Source organism: Streptomyces purpurascens, from assembly GCF_045040895.1.
GTDB lineage: Bacteria > Actinomycetota > Actinomycetes > Streptomycetales > Streptomycetaceae > Streptomyces > Streptomyces purpurascens.
In genome coordinates this window covers 2318064-2332954 of sequence record NZ_CP108341.1, presented here as the reverse complement: position 1 = coordinate 2332954, position 14891 = coordinate 2318064, and the positions used below count along the sequence as shown (strand labels likewise).

Below are 14891 nucleotides of genomic sequence, written 5' to 3'. Positions count from 1 at the left end.
CCATGAGCGCAGTTTGGTATACCAAAGCCCCCCGCAGAGCAGTCCTCCGTCGTCCCCTTGCTCATGGAGGCCCCCGTGTCCCTCGCCGACCGTGCCGCGACCACCGGCACCCCAGCGTTCGTCCCCGATCCCCGGCTCACCAACGAAGACCTCGCGCCCGCGAAGAAGCGCAACTGGAAGGTCTTCGACCTCTTCGCCATGTGGATGTCAGACGTCCACAACCTCGGCAACTACACCTTCGCCGCCGGACTGCTCTTCCTCGGCATGAACGTCTGGCAGATCTTCACGTCCCTGCTCGTCGGTTTCGTGATCATCTACATCGGCATGAACTGGATGGGGAAGATCGGGCAGCGCCACGGCGTCCCCTTCCCGGTGGTCAGCCGTATCGCCTTCGGCGTCTGGGGTGCCAACATCCCGGCGCTGATCAGGGCCGTGATCGCCATCATGTGGTACGGCATCCAGACCTACCTCGCCTCCGTCGCCGTCAACGTGATGCTGCTCGCGGCCTGGCCGGGCCTGGAGTCGTGGACGCACAACTCCTTCCTGGGCCTCGACGCACTCGGCTGGGTCTCCTTCATCGCCCTGTGGCTGGTGCAGGCGGCGATCATCAGCCGGGGCATGGAATCGGTGCGGAAGTTCCAGGACTTCTGCGGGCCGGCGATCTGGCTCGTGATGATCGCGCTGGCCGTGTGGATCCTGGCCAAGGCCGGCTGGACGATCTCGCTCACCTCGACACCGCACCCGGTCTCCGTGGGCGAGCAGTGGCGCCAGTGGTTCGGCGCGATCGGCCTGGTCCTCGCCACGTACGGCACGCTGATGCTCAACTTCTGCGACTTCTCCCGCTTCTCGCCCGACTACAAGACGGTCAAGCGCGGCAACTTCTGGGGCCTGCCCATCAACTCCACGGCCTTCGTGATCGTGTCGGTCATCGTCACCGCGGGCGCCTTCGAGGTCTTCGGCAAGGAGATCACCGACCCTGCCTACCTGGTCGCCGAGATCGGCAACACCTGGGTGCTGGTGGTGGGCGCGCTGACCTTCGCCATCGCCACCATGGGCGTCAACATCGTCGCCAACTTCGTCTCGCCGGCGTACGACCTGGCCAACGTCTGGCCGCAGAAGATCACCTTCAAGGTCGGCGGCATGATCAGCACGGTCGCGGCGCTGCTCGTCACCCCCTGGAACCTCTTCTCCAACCCGACCGTCGTGAACTACTTCCTCGGCGGCCTCGGTGCCTTCCTCGGTCCGCTGTTCGGCGTGATCATGGTCGACTACTACTGGGTCAAGCGCGGCCGCGTGAACGTGGACGAACTGTTCGACGCGACCCCCGGCTCCCGCTTCCACTACCGCAAGGGCGTCAACCCCAAGGCGCTGTGGGCGTTCCTGCCCGCGGCCGGTGTCGCCGCCGTCCTCGCGCTGGTGAAGACCTTCAGCGATGTGGCGCCGTACTCCTGGTTCATCGGCACGGCGCTCGCGGCCGGGCTGTACGCGACCCTGTGCCGCAGCGAACGCACTGCCGAACACACCGCCGAGCGCCCTGCCATGGAGGTCTGAGAGACGTGCGGATCGTCGTCACCAACTGCAACACCACGCAGGAGATGACCGAGGAGATCGTACGAGGTGCCCGGGCCGCCGCAGGCCCGGGCACCACCGTGACCGGACTGACCCCCGCCTGGGGCCCCGAGTCCGCGGAGGGCTGGCTCGACAGCTACCTGTCCGCAGCGGCCGTCCTGGACACGCTGCGGACCTACGACGGACCGCCGTACGACGCCGTGGTCATGGCCGGCTTCGGGGAGCACGGGCGGGAGGGCGTGCGGGAGCTGGTGGACGTACCCGTCGTCGACATCACCGAGGCCGCCGCGCATCTCGCCTGCCTGCTGGGCCGCCGCTACGGGGTCGTCACCACGCTGGAGCGGTCGCGCGGCCAGATCGAGGACAGTCTGGAGACGGCGGGCGTGGCGCGGAACTGCGCCGCGGTCGTCGGCACGGGCCTGAACGTGCTCGACCTCGGCGACGACGAACGCACCGAGACGGCGTTCCTCGCCGCCGCCGAACGGGCCTGTGCGGCCGGGGCGGAGGTGCTGGTGCTGGGCTGCGCCGGGATGACCGGCTTGCAGCGGGCGGTCGGGGAGAAGCTGGGCCTGCCGGTCGTCGACGGGGTCGCCGCGGCGGTCAAACTCGCGGAGTCGCTGCTGGCGCTGGGGCTGACGACCAGCCGGGTGGGGAGTTATGCGGAGGCGCTGCCGAAACGGCGGGTGTGGGGGAGGCCCGAACGGCGGTAGCTCATGACGGGCCGTCGAGGGTGACGTCGTCGCCATGTGCCCCGTAGAACGCCACCTGGCGGGCCATGACCTCCCGCATCGACGTGCCGCGCGGGATGCCGTACACCGTGCCGGGGAAGTCCAGCGCCTCCTGGATCTGCCACAGTTCGTCGTGCTCGCCGGGGGCGAAGAGCCGGGCGCGGGGTGCTCCCGCCGCGATCCAGCCGATGGGCAGGACCGTGCCGGGCGGCAGTACGGAGTTGACGTGCAGCACGCTGTGGATCCGCAGCTCGGAGCCGGTGCTCGCGACGGCCCCGGGGAAGACGCAGGCGCCGGTGGCCACGAAGACCTCGTCCTCGAGGGTCGCCCCGTTGACATGGGCGTGCGGGCCGACGAGCACGGCGTCACCGATCACGGCGGGGTGCGCGGCCCGCCCCCGCACCAGCGCGTTCTCCATGACGACGACGTCCGAGCCGACCCGCACCTCCCCGTCCTCCGCCGTGAGCACGGCCCCGTGCAGCACGCGGCTGCGCTCACCGAGGACGACGGCCCCGCACAGGACGGCCGTCGGGGCGACGTACGCCGACTCGGGGACGACAGGGCGCCGCCCGCGGTGCTCGATCAGCATGGAGTTCTCCTCAGGTCGGCGCCCCGTCGGGCACGACGGCTGTCGCCGTAATCTCCACCAGCTGCCCCGTGTACCCGAGGCACGCCACGCCGATCAGCGTCGACGAGTGCGGGCCCGCGCTGAGCCCGGACGCCTCGACGACCTCCCAGACGGCGGACAGCACGGCCGGCTCACCGCTCACGACGTACACCTCGGTCGCCACGACGTGCGCCAGGTCGCTGCCGACGGCGTGCAGTTGCTCCCGCAGATTGGCGATCACCTGCTCGGCCTGCCGTGCGGGGTCTCCGGGTCCGACGAGCTCACCGCCCGCGTCGAGCGGCACGGACCCGGCGAGGAACGCCAGCCGCGTGCCGGCTTCGACGACGGAGGCGTGGGAGTAGGTGGGCGGCGGAAAGAGGCTCGGGACGGTGACGCGGCGGATCACGCGGGCTCCGATCTGGGGCGGTGACTGGGCAGCTGTTCGACCGATCATGCGGGTCCCGGAACGCGGCCGCACCCGTATTTCGGTTCACCCGTGTCCCGCTCCGCGCGCGATTTCGGTTCACGCGATCCGGCCGATCCCCCTACGCTTCTCGGACCCCACACCCGCCCGCCCCAGGAGCCGCCCCCGTGACCGCCCTCCCGGACCAGGCCTTCCTCGACACCACCGCCGACCGTCTCGCCGCCCTCCCCGCCGTCGAGGCCGTCACCCTCGGCGGCTCCCGGGCCCAGGGCACCGAACGGCCCGACAGCGACTGGGACCTGGCGGTCTACTACCGCGGCGCCTTCGACCCGGCCGATCTCCGCGCGGTCGGCTGGGAGGGCGAGGTGTCCGCGATCGGCGCCTGGGGTGGCGGTGTCTTCAACGGAGGTGCCTGGCTGACGATCGACGGCAAGCGCGTGGACGTCCACTACCGCGATCTGGACGTCGTCGAACACGAGCGGACGGAGGCCGAGGCAGGCCGCTTCCGCGTCGAGCCGCTGATGTTCCATCTGGCGGGCATCCCGACGTATCTGCTCGTCGCCGAACTCGCGATCAACAAGGTGCTGCGGGGCACGCTGCCACGCCCCGGCATCTACCCACCGGCCCTGCGCGACACCGCCCCGGCCCACTGGCACGGCATGGCCACCGCCACCCTCGCCTACGCCAGGGCCGGCCACGCCCCGAAGAGCGCCCTCACCCAGGTCGCGGGCGCGATCGCCCTCGCCACGGCACAGACCGCGCACGCGGTGCTGGCGGCGCGTGGGGAGTGGGTCACCAACGAGAAGGGGCTTGTCGCGCGGGCGGGTCTGCGTGACGTGGACGAGCTCGTCCGGAGCCTGACGGACGACCCGGGCGCGCTCGCCCGGACGATCACCGAAGCGGAGACGCTCCTCGCCCGGGCCCTGGAGGCGGCGCGGAGCTGACCGCGGTAGCCGATTGCGTTCATAAAGAACCCGGCTCTCCCGTACTCCGTCACGTTCCGGAAACCTTTCCTCCAGGAACCCCGCTTACCGTGGACACCCACACCCCGCCCCGGCCACCGTCGCCCGAAGGCTCACCCCTGCCCTCGATGAGACGACAGGAGCCCCGTGTCCCGGTCCCGCCGCTTTTCCCTTGTGCTGCCGCCCTGGCTCGCGCACGCCCTGCGCGCTCAGCGGGGGCCGGTGCCCTGGAGCGCGGTGACGCGGGGGGCGTTGTCCGCCGGGCCGTTGTTGCTGGTGGCCGTGGAGACGGGGCGTACGTCGCTCGGTGTCGTCGCCGCCATCGCCGCCATGCTCGCCGGGATCAACGACCGGCCCGGGAGCCGGCGGGTCTCGGTCAAGCGGCTCGGGGTGCCCGCGCTGGGCGGTGCCCTGGGGCTGGTGATCGGGACGTATACCGGGGACGAGACCGGCGCGGTCGTGCTGACCGTGGTCCTCACGCTCGTCGGGCTCGTCGCCGGGGGGATGAGCGCCGTGGGGCCCGTCGCCTCCGCCTCCGGGACGCAGTTGCTCGTCGGCGCGGCGATCGGCGCGGGGATGCCCCTGCCCGAGACCGGGTGGGAGCGCGCGCTCGCCTTCCTCGCCGGCGCCGGCTGGCTGCTCGTGCTCCGGCTCGTGCTGCCCACGCCCGGCTCCCTCGCCGGTGACTTCCGCTTCGACGGGGAGCGGGCGGCCGTGGCCGGTGTGTACGACGCGGTCGCCGCGCTCCTCGACGCCGTCGGCGGGCCGGACGCCATCCGCCGCCGTGCCGCGCTCACCGCCGCCCTCGACCACGCCCAGGACGCGCTCGCCGGGCCCCGGCTGCGGCGGTACGCCTCCTCCTCCACCGAGCGGCGGCTGCACGCGCAGTACGCCGCCGCGCTGCCCCTCGCCGAGGCCGCCACCGCGCTGGCCTGGGCCGAAGAGGCCGTTTCCGAACGGGCCTCCGAAGGCCCCCGGCGGCTCGCCGCCGCCGTACGCGACAACACCCACACCGGGCCGCTGCCCGCCCCCTCCCGCTCGGTGCCCGCCCTGCGCGCCCTCGACGACGCCCTGCTCCAGGCCGCCGAGGTGTTCGACCAGGGCGGGGGCGGCGATCTGCACACCCGGCCCCGTACCGCCGGGGACCGGCTGCGCGCCGCCTTCGGTACCGCCGGACGCGAGTACGGACTGCGCGTCGCCCTCTGCTTCGGGGCCAGTTCGGCGGTCGCCCAGGCACTGCACCAGACCCAGTGGTACGGGGAGCACGAGCACTGGTACTGGCTGCCCGCCACCGCCGTCTTCCTCGTCAAGCCCGACCTGGGGCCGCTGGCCTCACGGGTGCTGAACCGGGCCGCCGGTACCGTCCTCGGCGCTCTCCTCTTCGCCGGGTTCGCCGTCGTCCTGCCCCGCCCGGAAGGGCTCATCGCGCTCGTCGCCCTCAGCGGCGCGCTGATACCCGTCGCCACCCGGCACTTCGCCGCCCAGACCGCCGTCGTCACCGTCCTCGTCCTCGCCCTGGTCATGGTCGGCGGCGAGCCACAGGCTTCCGCCGGCCGGATCGGCGAAACGCTGCTGGCCTGCGCGATCGTGCTGATCGTCGGGCACCTGCCGATGCCCGGACAGCGCGGCGGGGGAGTGCGTGCCCGGCTGGCGGCGGCGAGCCGAGCCGCGTACGCCTACCTCACCCACGTCCTCGACGAGGCCGACGCCCCGCGCATCGGCGGCTCCGGCACCCCCTCCGACCACCGCGCCACCCGCTGGACCCTGCGCCGCGAGGCCTACCGCACCCTCGCCGAGGCCCGCACGGCCATCTCCCTCTCCGCACACGAACTGCCCGCCCTCGCCCGGCACACCGAGGGCGCGGACGAGGTGGCCGACCTCCTCGAACGCCTCGTCGACACCACGACCGCCTGCGCCGTGCACCTCGACGACACGGGCCGGATCGGCCCCCGCCACACGGAACGGCTCGCCGCGGTCCTCGACGAACTCACCGGACCCGGGGAACGGGTGGGGCTCCGACTGCCCCGGACACCCCTCGCCGGATAGCGCCCTCGTCGTACGTTGGCGTGATGACGCCTTCTGCCGCGGACCGTCCCGCCGACCTCATCATCAGCGCGTGCACCGTCCTCGTGCACGACGATCAAGAGCGGATCGGCTTCGAGGAGGACGCCGCGATCGTCGTACGGAACGGGATCGTCGAGGCCGTCACGAGCACCTCCGCGGTGGCGGACCTGGCCGCCGCCGAGCGGCTCGACGCCCGTGGCCAGGTCGCCCTGCCCGGCCTGATCAACTGTCACACCCACGCGCCGATGGTCGCCCTGCGCGGCATCGCCGAAGACCTGCCCATCGAGGAGTGGTTCAACGACGTCGTCTGGCCCGTCGAGTCCAACCTCACGGCGAAGGACGTCGAGCTGGGCGCGCGGCTCGCCTGCGCCGAGATGATCCGCGCCGGCGTCACCTGCTTCGCCGACCACTACTTCGCCATGGACGCGGTCGCAGCGGTGGTCGCCGAGTGCGGCATGCGGGCGCTGCTGGGCGAGGCCTACTTCTCCTCGCAGGGCCCCGAGGGCCGGGAGCGGTCACTGGAGTTCGCGCTGCGGCACCGCGGCTCCGCGGACGGCCGTATCACCACCGCGCTCGCGCCCCACGCCCCCTACACGGTCGACGACACCGACCTCGCCGCCACCGCCGAGCTCGCCCGCGCGCACGGCCTGCCCGTGCACCTCCACGCCGCGGAGAACCGCGACCAGACGGACACCAGCCTCGCCCGGCACGGCGTCACCCCGATCGAGGTCCTGGCCCGCACCGGCATCCTCGACACGGACGTGCTCCTCGCCCACGGCACCGGCATCACCGACCGCGACCTGCCGGTCCTGGAGCGGGCGGGCGGTCGTACGGCCGTCGCCACCGCGCCCCGCGGCTACCTCAAGTTCGCCTGGCCCGACACCACACCGGTCCGCGCCCTGCGCGACATCGGCGTCCCCGTCGGACTCGCCACCGACGGCGCCGCCTCCAACAACTCCCTGGACGTGTGGGAGTCCATGGCCCTCACCTCGCTGGTCCAGAAGTCGGCCGAGGGCGACCCCCGCTGGCTGACTTCCCGCCAGGCCCTGCACCACGCCACCCTGCAGAGCGCCCGTGCCGTGGGGCTGGGGGACAGCGTCGGCAGCATCGCGCCGGGCCGCAGGGCGGACATCGTCCTGGTCGATCTCACCGGCCCGCACACCCGGCCCGTCCACGACCTCGCCGCCACCCTCGTGCACAGCGCCCGCTCGGCCGACGTCCGCACCACGATCGTCGACGGACGGATCCTGATGCGCGACCGGACGCTGCTGACGATCGATGTGCCCGCGGTGGCAGGGGAGTTGGAGGAGCGCCTGCCCGCGCTCGTCGACCGCGGTCACGGCCGCCGCATCCAGGAGTACGACACCTGATTTCATAGGCTGGCCCGATGGATCCAGCCCACGGCCTCCTCGAAAACCCCCACGACGTGTACCGGCGCCTGCGCGAGAGCGCGCCGGTACACCGCACCGCCGGCCCCGACGGCAGCCCCGCCTGGCTCGTGACCAGGTACGAGGACGTCCGCGCGGCCCTCGCCGATCCCCGGCTCTCCCTGGACAAGGCGCGGGCGAAGGAGGGGAGCTACCGGGGTCTCTCCCTGCCGCCGGCCCTGGACGCCAACCTCCTCAACATGGACCCGCCCGACCACGCCCGCATCCGCCGCCTGGTCGCACGGGCCTTCACCACGCGCCGCGTCGAACACCTCCGCGCCCCCATACGCCGGACCGCCGACCTCCTCCTGGACGCGCTCGGCCCGCACGGCACCACCGACCTGATCACCGCCTACGCCGCGCCCCTGCCGATCACGGTCATCTGCGATCTCCTCGGTGTTCCCGACGACCACCGCCGGGACTTCCGCGCCTGGACCGACGCGCTCGTCGCCCCCGACCCGGCCCGCCCGGCGGCGGCCAAGGAGGCGGTCGTGGCGATGCTCGGCTTCTTCACCGGGCTGATCGCGGCCAAGCGCGCGGAGCCCGCCGGCGATCTGCTCTCCGATCTGATCGCGGTCCGCGAGGAGGGCGACCGGCTCACCGAGGACGAGCTGATGTCCCTGGCCTTCCTCATCCTCTTCGCCGGGTACGAGAACACCGTCCAGCTCATCGGCAACGCCGTGCTGAGCCTTCTGGAGCACCCCGAGCAGCTCGCCGCCCTGCGCACCGACCCGGCACGCATCCCGGTGGCCGTCGAGGAGTTCGCCCGCTACGAGGGGCCCGCCCTGCTCGCCATCCGGCGCTTCCCGACCGAGGACGTGACGATCGGGGGCGTCACCGTGCCCGCCGGCGAGACCGTCCTGCTGTCCCTGGCCGCCGCCAACCGCGACCCGGCCCGTTTCCCCGACCCCGACCGGCTCGACCTCGGCCGGGACACCTCGGGTCATCTCGCCCTCGGCCACGGCATCCACCACTGCCTGGGCGCGCCGCTGGCCCGTGCCGAGACCGAAATCGCCCTGGCCGCGCTGCTGGAGCGGTTCCCGGACCTCGCCCTCGCCTCCGACGCCCGGCGGTGGCGCCCCTCCCTGCGCGCCCGGGGTCTGGTCGCGCTGCCGGTGACGTACGCGGAAAAAACTTCGTGAGCCGGCGATGAGTTCCGCCCCTCCCGCCGGTCACCACCCCGGACGGACCGTTGCCACAGGAGGGGTACAGGAGGGGTTCATGTCGTTTCCGGAGATCGTCTCGCGTGACCGGTGGCGCGCGGCGCGCGCGGAACTGCTGGTCAAGGAGAAGGCCGCCACCCGCGCACGGGACGCGCTGGGCGCCGAGCGGCGCGGACTGCCCATGGTGGAGGTCGACGAGGAGTACGTGTTCGAGGGCGGGGACGGCAAGGCCGCCCTGCTCGACCTGTTCGAGGGGCGGCACCAGCTCGTCGTCTACCACTTCATGTTCGCGCCCGAGTGGGACGCCGGCTGCCGCAGCTGCTCGGGGTTCCTGGACCAAATAGGGCATCTCGCCCATCTCAAGGCCCGTGGCACGTCGTTCGCGGCCGTCTCCCGGGCGCCTTTCCCGAAGATCCTGCCCTTCAAGGCCCGGATGGGCTGGACGGTGCCCTGGTACTCGTCGCACGGGAGTGACTTCAACCGCGACTTCGAGGTGACGCTCGAACACGAGGGGGAGCTCGTGGAGCGGCCTGGCCTCAGCTGCTTCCTGCGGGACCGGGACCGGGTCTTCCACACCTACTCGACGTACGAGCGCGGCCTCGACGGCCTCGGCTCGACCACCAGCCTGCTGGACCTCACCGCGCTGGGCAGGCAGGAGGTGTGGGAGGAGCCCAAGGGGCGCTCGTCGGCTCTTGGGGCGCCTGCGGGAAGCGAGCGCATCCGCTATCACGACGAGTACGACGACTGATACGCAAAGTGACCACATCCGCCAAGAGGCTGAGAGGTTGGTCACACTTGGCGGTGAACGAGTGTCAACTACGTCTCAGAACCGTCACTTCGCGAGCCGTTCACCCCATGGTTGGCGTTTAACTCTACGAGTACAGCGCGACATGGAGGTGCAGGGTGAACGGGCGAACGGTGCTCGAGCGCTTTCCCGCCGGCGGGCCGCGTGGCTCCTGGCCGGCGGAGGAGTTCGCGCAGGCGCGGCGTCTGGAGGGCCTGCCGGCCGAGGTTGTCATGGACCTCGCGACGGACATGTTCCTGGTGATCGTGCGCAGCGGGGACAGCGCCGACGCCACGGCCTGACGGACGGCCCGACGAAGGCGTGGCTCAGCCCGCCTTCGGTGCCGGCACCTTCGAGACCGGCGTGATCGGCGGGGCCGTCGTGGGCGGCTTGGTGAACTGCTCCGCCTGGAGCGCGTACAGCTCGGCGTAGAGCCCGCCGGTGGCCAGCAGCTCGTCCGGCGTCCCGGACTCCACGAGCCGGCCCTGATCCAGGACGTGCACCAGGTCGGCATGGCGTACGGACGCCAGCCGGTGCGTGATCAGTACGACCGTCTGGCCGCTGTCGGCCAGGGCGCGGATCCGTTCGAACACCTCCAGCTCGGCCCGTGCGTCCAGAGCCGCCGTCGGCTCGTCCACGATCAGGATGCGGCCCCTGCGGTAGGCCGCCCGGGCGATGCCGAGCCGCTGCCACTGGCCGCCCGACAGTTCGTGCCCGCCGCTGAAGTTGCGGGCGAGCAGCGTGTCGAGGCCGCGCGGCAGGTCCGCGACCACCGTCTCCGCTCCGGCCTCGGCGATCGACGCGGCCAGCCGCTCCTCGCACACCGGCGCCGACGTACGCCCCAGGGCGACGTTCACCCGGGCCGTGAACGGCCACCGCTTGAAGTCCTGCGCCACCATCGCGATCCGCTCGGCCAGCAGATGCCGGTCGGCGGTCGCCGCGTCCACGCCGTCCCACAGGATCCGCCCCCGCTCCGGGGTGTACAGCCCGGCGAGCAGCTTGACCAGGGTCGTCTTGCCGGAGCCGTTCTCGCCGACCAGGGCCACGATCCGGCCCAGCGGGAGGGCGAGCGTCACGTCGTCGAGAGCGGGGCGGGCCGAGTCGCCCGGGTAGCGGAACGTGACGTTCTCGAAGCGGATCTCGCGCGGGTCCTCCGGCATGGCCAGGCCGCCCGCCGGGATCGCACGCTGTGCCGCCTCCGTGTACAGCCGTTGCAGGTCGCCGACGAAGAGAGCCTCCTCGTGCAGCGCGTTGACCTCCACCACGAGCGTGTCGAGGCTCTGCGAGCCGGTCCGGATCGCGATCACGGCCGTACCCGCCACCGACAGAGCCATCGAACCCGTCAGCAGCAGTCCGCCGAGCGTCGCGTACGTCGCCACCGTCGCCAGGCCCGTCCACGCCGCCGCGATCAGGCCCGTGCGGGCGGCGAGCCCGGCCAGACGGGCCTGCTCGGCCTCGGCCGTCTCCGACATCGCGCGGAAGTGCCGCAGCAGGAACGCGCCCACGCCGTGCACCCGGATCTCGGGGGCCGCCTCGGGTTCGATCAGCAGGTTGCCCAGCAGCCGGCCCGCGCGGGCATGCTGCACCCAGGCGTGGAAGGACTCGTAGCGCCGCCGGGCCACGGTCAGCGCGCTCCAGGCGCTCGGCAGCGTCATCGTCACCAGCAGCGGCAGCAGGGCCGGATGCAGCACGGTCAGCACACCGGCCGCCGCGACCAGGGAGATCATCGCGTTGATCACACGCGTCCCGTACATGATCATCCGGCGGGCGGAGGCGGCGCCGTACTGCGCGGTGTCCAGCAGTTTGTGGAAGGCGTGGTCCTCGATCGCGGCCAGCTCCACGGTCGCGGCCCGCTCCAGGTACCGCTCGGTCGCCACCCGCTCCACCTTGGGCTCCAGGCGGCCGGTGGCGTAGGTGCTCGCGGCCCGCAGCAGTGCCGCGAGCAGCATGACGAGGGCCACCGTGACCAGCGCGGGGACGGCTCCGCGCAGCCGGTCGTCGATCGGCCCGCCGCCCATCAGCCGGGCCAGCACGCTGTTGACCGCGAGCAGGCTCACCGCCTGGGCCGCGCCCCGGCCCGCCTCGGAGGCCAGCACGATCCGCGCGGCGCCCCGGTCGGCCTGCCGGGCGAGCCGGAGGCTGGACGACAGCAGGGACGGCAATCGGGTGACCATGGCGCGGAAGTTCAGCTCCAGGAACGCGTCGGCGTGCTGGTTCCAGCCCATGTCGTAGCGCAGCGGCCCGCCGAAGAGCAGCCGCTCCGACTCGGACACCTCCGGCGCGGTCCGCTTCTTCCCCACCGTCGACCGACCTCCCCGCTCAGGCCCCGCTCGTGAACGAACGGCCACTATCGCGGGGGCGGAGCCCGCCCGGGCAGGGCGCAGCCCGGGGCGCCGGATGCGCGCGGGCGCACGACCGGACCGGGGGAGGTGTGGGGCGGCGCGAGGTCGTGGGGGTGGTGCGTATGCCCCGACCGGGATGTGTTCGGCGGGTCTTACGCGCCGGACGGGTCCTGCATGGCCGGCCCTGCACGCCGGCGGAGTCGTGCTTGATGCGTCCTGCGCGTCGGAGGCGCAGGGTTTGTCGCACGCGGGCCGTTCAGCCCGCCAGGCTCACCGAACACGGGCCTCGGCCCAGCCACGCTCGACGAGCCCTACGCGCTGACCGGCCGGGACCACGCCGGAGCCGTCCCCGTGACGCGGCACAGGGCCAGGTACAGCGGTATCGGCGGGGTGTACGGAAGCTTGCCGTCCGGGCGGTGGATCAGTTCGGGGATCTCCGGGGCGTCAGGGACGACCGCGCCGGTGGCGTACCGCGCGGGAGCCGGCCACTCCAGGGCGTGGTCGGAGTCGGCCGGCACCAGCCACCACCAGTGCGTCCCGTCGGCGTAGACGCAGCCCGCGCGGGGCAGCCGGGGCATCACCAGCCGACCGAGACGGGAGGGAACCGCGACCGCGTCGCAGCCGAGCGGCGCGGTCATGCCGTCGGGCACGGGCAGGCGCAGGGCCGGCCCCGGCGTACGCAGCCCGCGCCGGAGGCGGGCCAGTGTGTCCAGGTTCAGTACGCGGCCACCCTGCGCGGACGTCATGCCGCCCCCTGCTCTCGGCGTCGCCCCTGCGCGGGTACCTCCGGCGCGCTCCTCGTGTGACGCGCCTGGTGGGTTCCGTCCCCGTCGCCCGAGTCGTCGGACGGACCCGGCTTCGGGCGGGCGCCCCAGCCCAGGTCGTTCCGGGGCCCCGAGGGGTCGCACGGGGTGTCCGCCGTGCGCGGCAGCTCGGCCCAGACCAGCAGCCCGAGGTCGTGCTCATGGGCACCCCAGGCCTCGCAGAGGGCGTCGACGAGAAGCAGTCCCCTCCCGTGCTCCTCCTCGGGCCGCGTCCGGCCGGCCGCGTGGGGCTGGCCAGGGGCGCAGCCCTCGTCACGCACCGCTATCCGCACCAGGTCGTCGCCGTCGTGCAGCTCGCACACTATGTGCGTGCTCGCCGTGTGCACGATGGCGTTGGTGACCAGCTCGGATACCACCAGGGCCGCGCTGTCGCACGTGTCCTCGCACACCGACCAGCCGGCCAGCCGGGCCCGCGTCAGGCGTCTGGCCTGTGCGGGGGAACCCGGATGTGCGGCCAGCTCGAAACGGAACCGGCGCTCGGCAGCGGCCCCGACGGGGCCGACTCCGGCGGTACCGAGGCCGAGAGGGCCTGCGGCGGCGTCTGTTCCTAAGGGCGCGGACGGAATCACGCTTGCCACTATCGCCCCGCCGTGAACACTTGGCAAGTGTCACTCTGAAAATTGCAGAGTGCGCTGTGACGGTCTGGAAGACCGTGGCACACTGCATCGCAACAGCACTCCGCGCGGCGCCAGTTGAGATCGTCGAAGATTCGTTCGAAACGTCAGTTCGGATCAGCTCTTCGAAAGGTCTTCGAATGGCGCCGCCGGGCTGTCAGCGTTCTTCTGTGGCCGGCTCGTCAGAACTCTTCGTGGAGGTGGAGCGTGAGCGAACCGCGGTCCGCGCCGACGGTCGGTCAGGTCGTCCTCGGCCGACGCCTGTTGGACCTGCGGGAGCGCGCCGGGATGAAGCGCGAGGAGGCCGCCCGCATCCTCCGCGTCGCCCCCGCCACGGTCCGTCGTATGGAGATGGCCGAGGTCGCGCTCAAAATCCCGTATCTGCAACTGCTCCTGAAGGCCTACGGAATCTCCGACGAGGAGGCTGACGCCTTCGTCCAGCTGGCCGAGGACGCGAACAAGCCCGGTTGGTGGCAGCGCTTTCATGACATCCTGCCCGGCTGGTTCTCGATGTACGTGAGCCTGGAGGGCGCGGCCGGCGTCATCCGAAGTTACGAACCCCATTTCGTCCCCGGCCTGTTGCAGACCGAGGACTACGCGCGCGGAGTGCTCCGCTCCGGCGCCATCGGCCAGACCCGGCCCGACGACATCGAGCGCCACGTCGCCCTGCGCATGCAGCGCCAGGACCTGCTCACCCGCGAGGACGCGCCCCGGCTGTGGGTCGTGATGGACGAGACCGCGCTGCGGCGCCCGGTCGGCGGCCCGGAGGTGATGCGTGCCCAGATCGACAGACTGCTCGAGGCCACGAAGCTGCCCAACGTGACGCTCCAGGTCGCCCCGTTCGCCAATGGGCCGCACCCGGGCACGTACGGGCCGTTCGTGCTGTTCCGATTCGCCATGCCCGAACTGCCGGACATGGTCTACAGCGAGTACCTGACCGGCGCGGTCTATCTCGACGCGCGCGCCGAGGTGGCGACCCACCTCGAGGTCATGGACCGCATGGCGGCGCAGGCCGCTACGGCACATCGCACGAAGGAGATCCTCCGGGATCTCCGCAAGGAGCTGTGAATGGATCGCATCAAGCCGCGCAAACAGGTCTACAACGGCATGCCCGCGCGTGACTTGGGCAGCGAAGGCTGGCACAAACCGTGGAGCGGCGGGAACGGCGGGAACTGCCTGGAGGCGATGAAGCTCGCCGACGGCCGGATCGCCGTCCGCCAGTCCACCGACCCCGACGGTCCGGCGCTGATCTACACCACCGACGAGATGACGGCCTTCATCGAGGGGGCGAAGGCGGGGAAGGCGGACTTCCTGCTGTCCTGACGTGATTGCCTTTGCCGACGTTCGGCTTGCTGATGCTCGACTCCCTGATGCTCGACTTTT

The 14891-nt window shown here is 72.2% G+C and carries 15 protein-coding genes; 10 read left to right on the top strand and 5 right to left on the bottom strand.

Annotated elements, in window-relative coordinates:
• The first annotated feature begins 75 nt into the window (after positions 1–75).
• Positions 76–1551: an NCS1 family nucleobase:cation symporter-1 gene (locus OHU35_RS10680; RefSeq protein WP_405505215.1), complete on the top strand. Its 1476-nt coding sequence runs from the start codon at positions 76–78 to the stop codon at positions 1549–1551.
• A gap of 5 nt (positions 1552–1556) precedes the next feature.
• Complete coding sequence (locus OHU35_RS10675) at positions 1557–2279, top strand: aspartate/glutamate racemase family protein (RefSeq protein WP_189728844.1); 723 nt, start codon at positions 1557–1559, stop codon at positions 2277–2279.
• Between the two features lies 1 nt (position 2280).
• Here the strand turns inward: OHU35_RS10675 and OHU35_RS10670 are convergent, their stop codons facing one another.
• Positions 2281–2886 (bottom strand): gamma carbonic anhydrase family protein, encoded by a 606-nt coding sequence (locus OHU35_RS10670; RefSeq protein ID WP_359895329.1) that lies wholly within the window; start codon positions 2884–2886, stop codon positions 2281–2283.
• A 10-nt stretch (positions 2887–2896) separates the two neighbouring features.
• The gene (locus OHU35_RS10665) at positions 2897–3310 is read right to left on the bottom strand and encodes a RidA family protein (RefSeq protein WP_189728840.1); all 414 of its coding nucleotides are present in this window, start codon (positions 3308–3310) and stop codon (positions 2897–2899) included.
• A 185-nt stretch (positions 3311–3495) separates the two neighbouring features.
• Between OHU35_RS10665 and OHU35_RS10660 the strand changes: the two genes are divergently transcribed.
• The 6 genes from OHU35_RS10660 (at position 3496) to OHU35_RS10635 (ending at position 10030) form a co-directional block, all read left to right on the top strand.
• Complete coding sequence (locus OHU35_RS10660) at positions 3496–4272, top strand: nucleotidyltransferase domain-containing protein (RefSeq protein WP_405505214.1); 777 nt, start codon at positions 3496–3498, stop codon at positions 4270–4272.
• Between the two features lie 165 nt (positions 4273–4437).
• A complete protein-coding gene (locus tag OHU35_RS10655) occupies positions 4438–6336 on the top strand; it encodes an FUSC family protein (RefSeq protein ID WP_405505213.1) in 1899 nt (632 codons plus the stop codon).
• A gap of 23 nt (positions 6337–6359) precedes the next feature.
• On the top strand, positions 6360–7724 hold the full coding sequence (locus OHU35_RS10650; RefSeq protein WP_405505212.1) for an amidohydrolase: 1365 nt from the start codon (positions 6360–6362) through the stop codon (positions 7722–7724).
• Positions 7725–7741: 17 nt separating this feature from the next.
• Positions 7742–8923, top strand: a complete 1182-nt coding sequence (locus OHU35_RS10645) for a cytochrome P450 (protein WP_405505211.1) — start codon at positions 7742–7744, stop codon at positions 8921–8923.
• 79 nt (positions 8924–9002) lie between these two features.
• Entirely contained in the window at positions 9003–9692 is a 690-nt protein-coding gene (locus OHU35_RS10640; protein ID WP_405505210.1) for a DUF899 domain-containing protein, read from the top strand.
• Between the two features lie 155 nt (positions 9693–9847).
• Positions 9848–10030, top strand: a complete 183-nt coding sequence (locus OHU35_RS10635; protein WP_189728827.1) for a hypothetical protein — start codon at positions 9848–9850, stop codon at positions 10028–10030.
• Between the two features lie 24 nt (positions 10031–10054).
• On the opposite strand, the gene OHU35_RS10630 is transcribed toward OHU35_RS10635, so the two are convergent.
• From OHU35_RS10630 to OHU35_RS10620, 3 genes are all read right to left on the bottom strand, one after another.
• On the bottom strand, positions 10055–12028 hold the full coding sequence (locus OHU35_RS10630) for an ABC transporter ATP-binding protein (RefSeq protein ID WP_405505209.1): 1974 nt from the start codon (positions 12026–12028) through the stop codon (positions 10055–10057).
• A 353-nt stretch (positions 12029–12381) separates the two neighbouring features.
• Positions 12382–12816, bottom strand: a complete 435-nt coding sequence (locus OHU35_RS10625; protein WP_405505208.1) for a hypothetical protein — start codon at positions 12814–12816, stop codon at positions 12382–12384.
• A complete protein-coding gene (locus OHU35_RS10620) occupies positions 12813–13472 on the bottom strand; it encodes an ATP-binding protein (protein ID WP_405505207.1) in 660 nt (219 codons plus the stop codon). The genes OHU35_RS10625 and OHU35_RS10620 overlap by 4 nt, the downstream gene beginning before the upstream one ends.
• Positions 13473–13715: 243 nt before the next feature.
• Between OHU35_RS10620 and OHU35_RS10615 the strand changes: the two genes are divergently transcribed.
• The gene (locus tag OHU35_RS10615) at positions 13716–14576 is read left to right on the top strand and encodes a helix-turn-helix transcriptional regulator (RefSeq protein WP_189728819.1); all 861 of its coding nucleotides are present in this window, start codon (positions 13716–13718) and stop codon (positions 14574–14576) included.
• Positions 14577–14831 (top strand): DUF397 domain-containing protein, encoded by a 255-nt coding sequence (locus tag OHU35_RS10610; protein WP_184596785.1) that lies wholly within the window; start codon positions 14577–14579, stop codon positions 14829–14831.
• Positions 14832–14891: the final 60 nt, after the last annotated feature.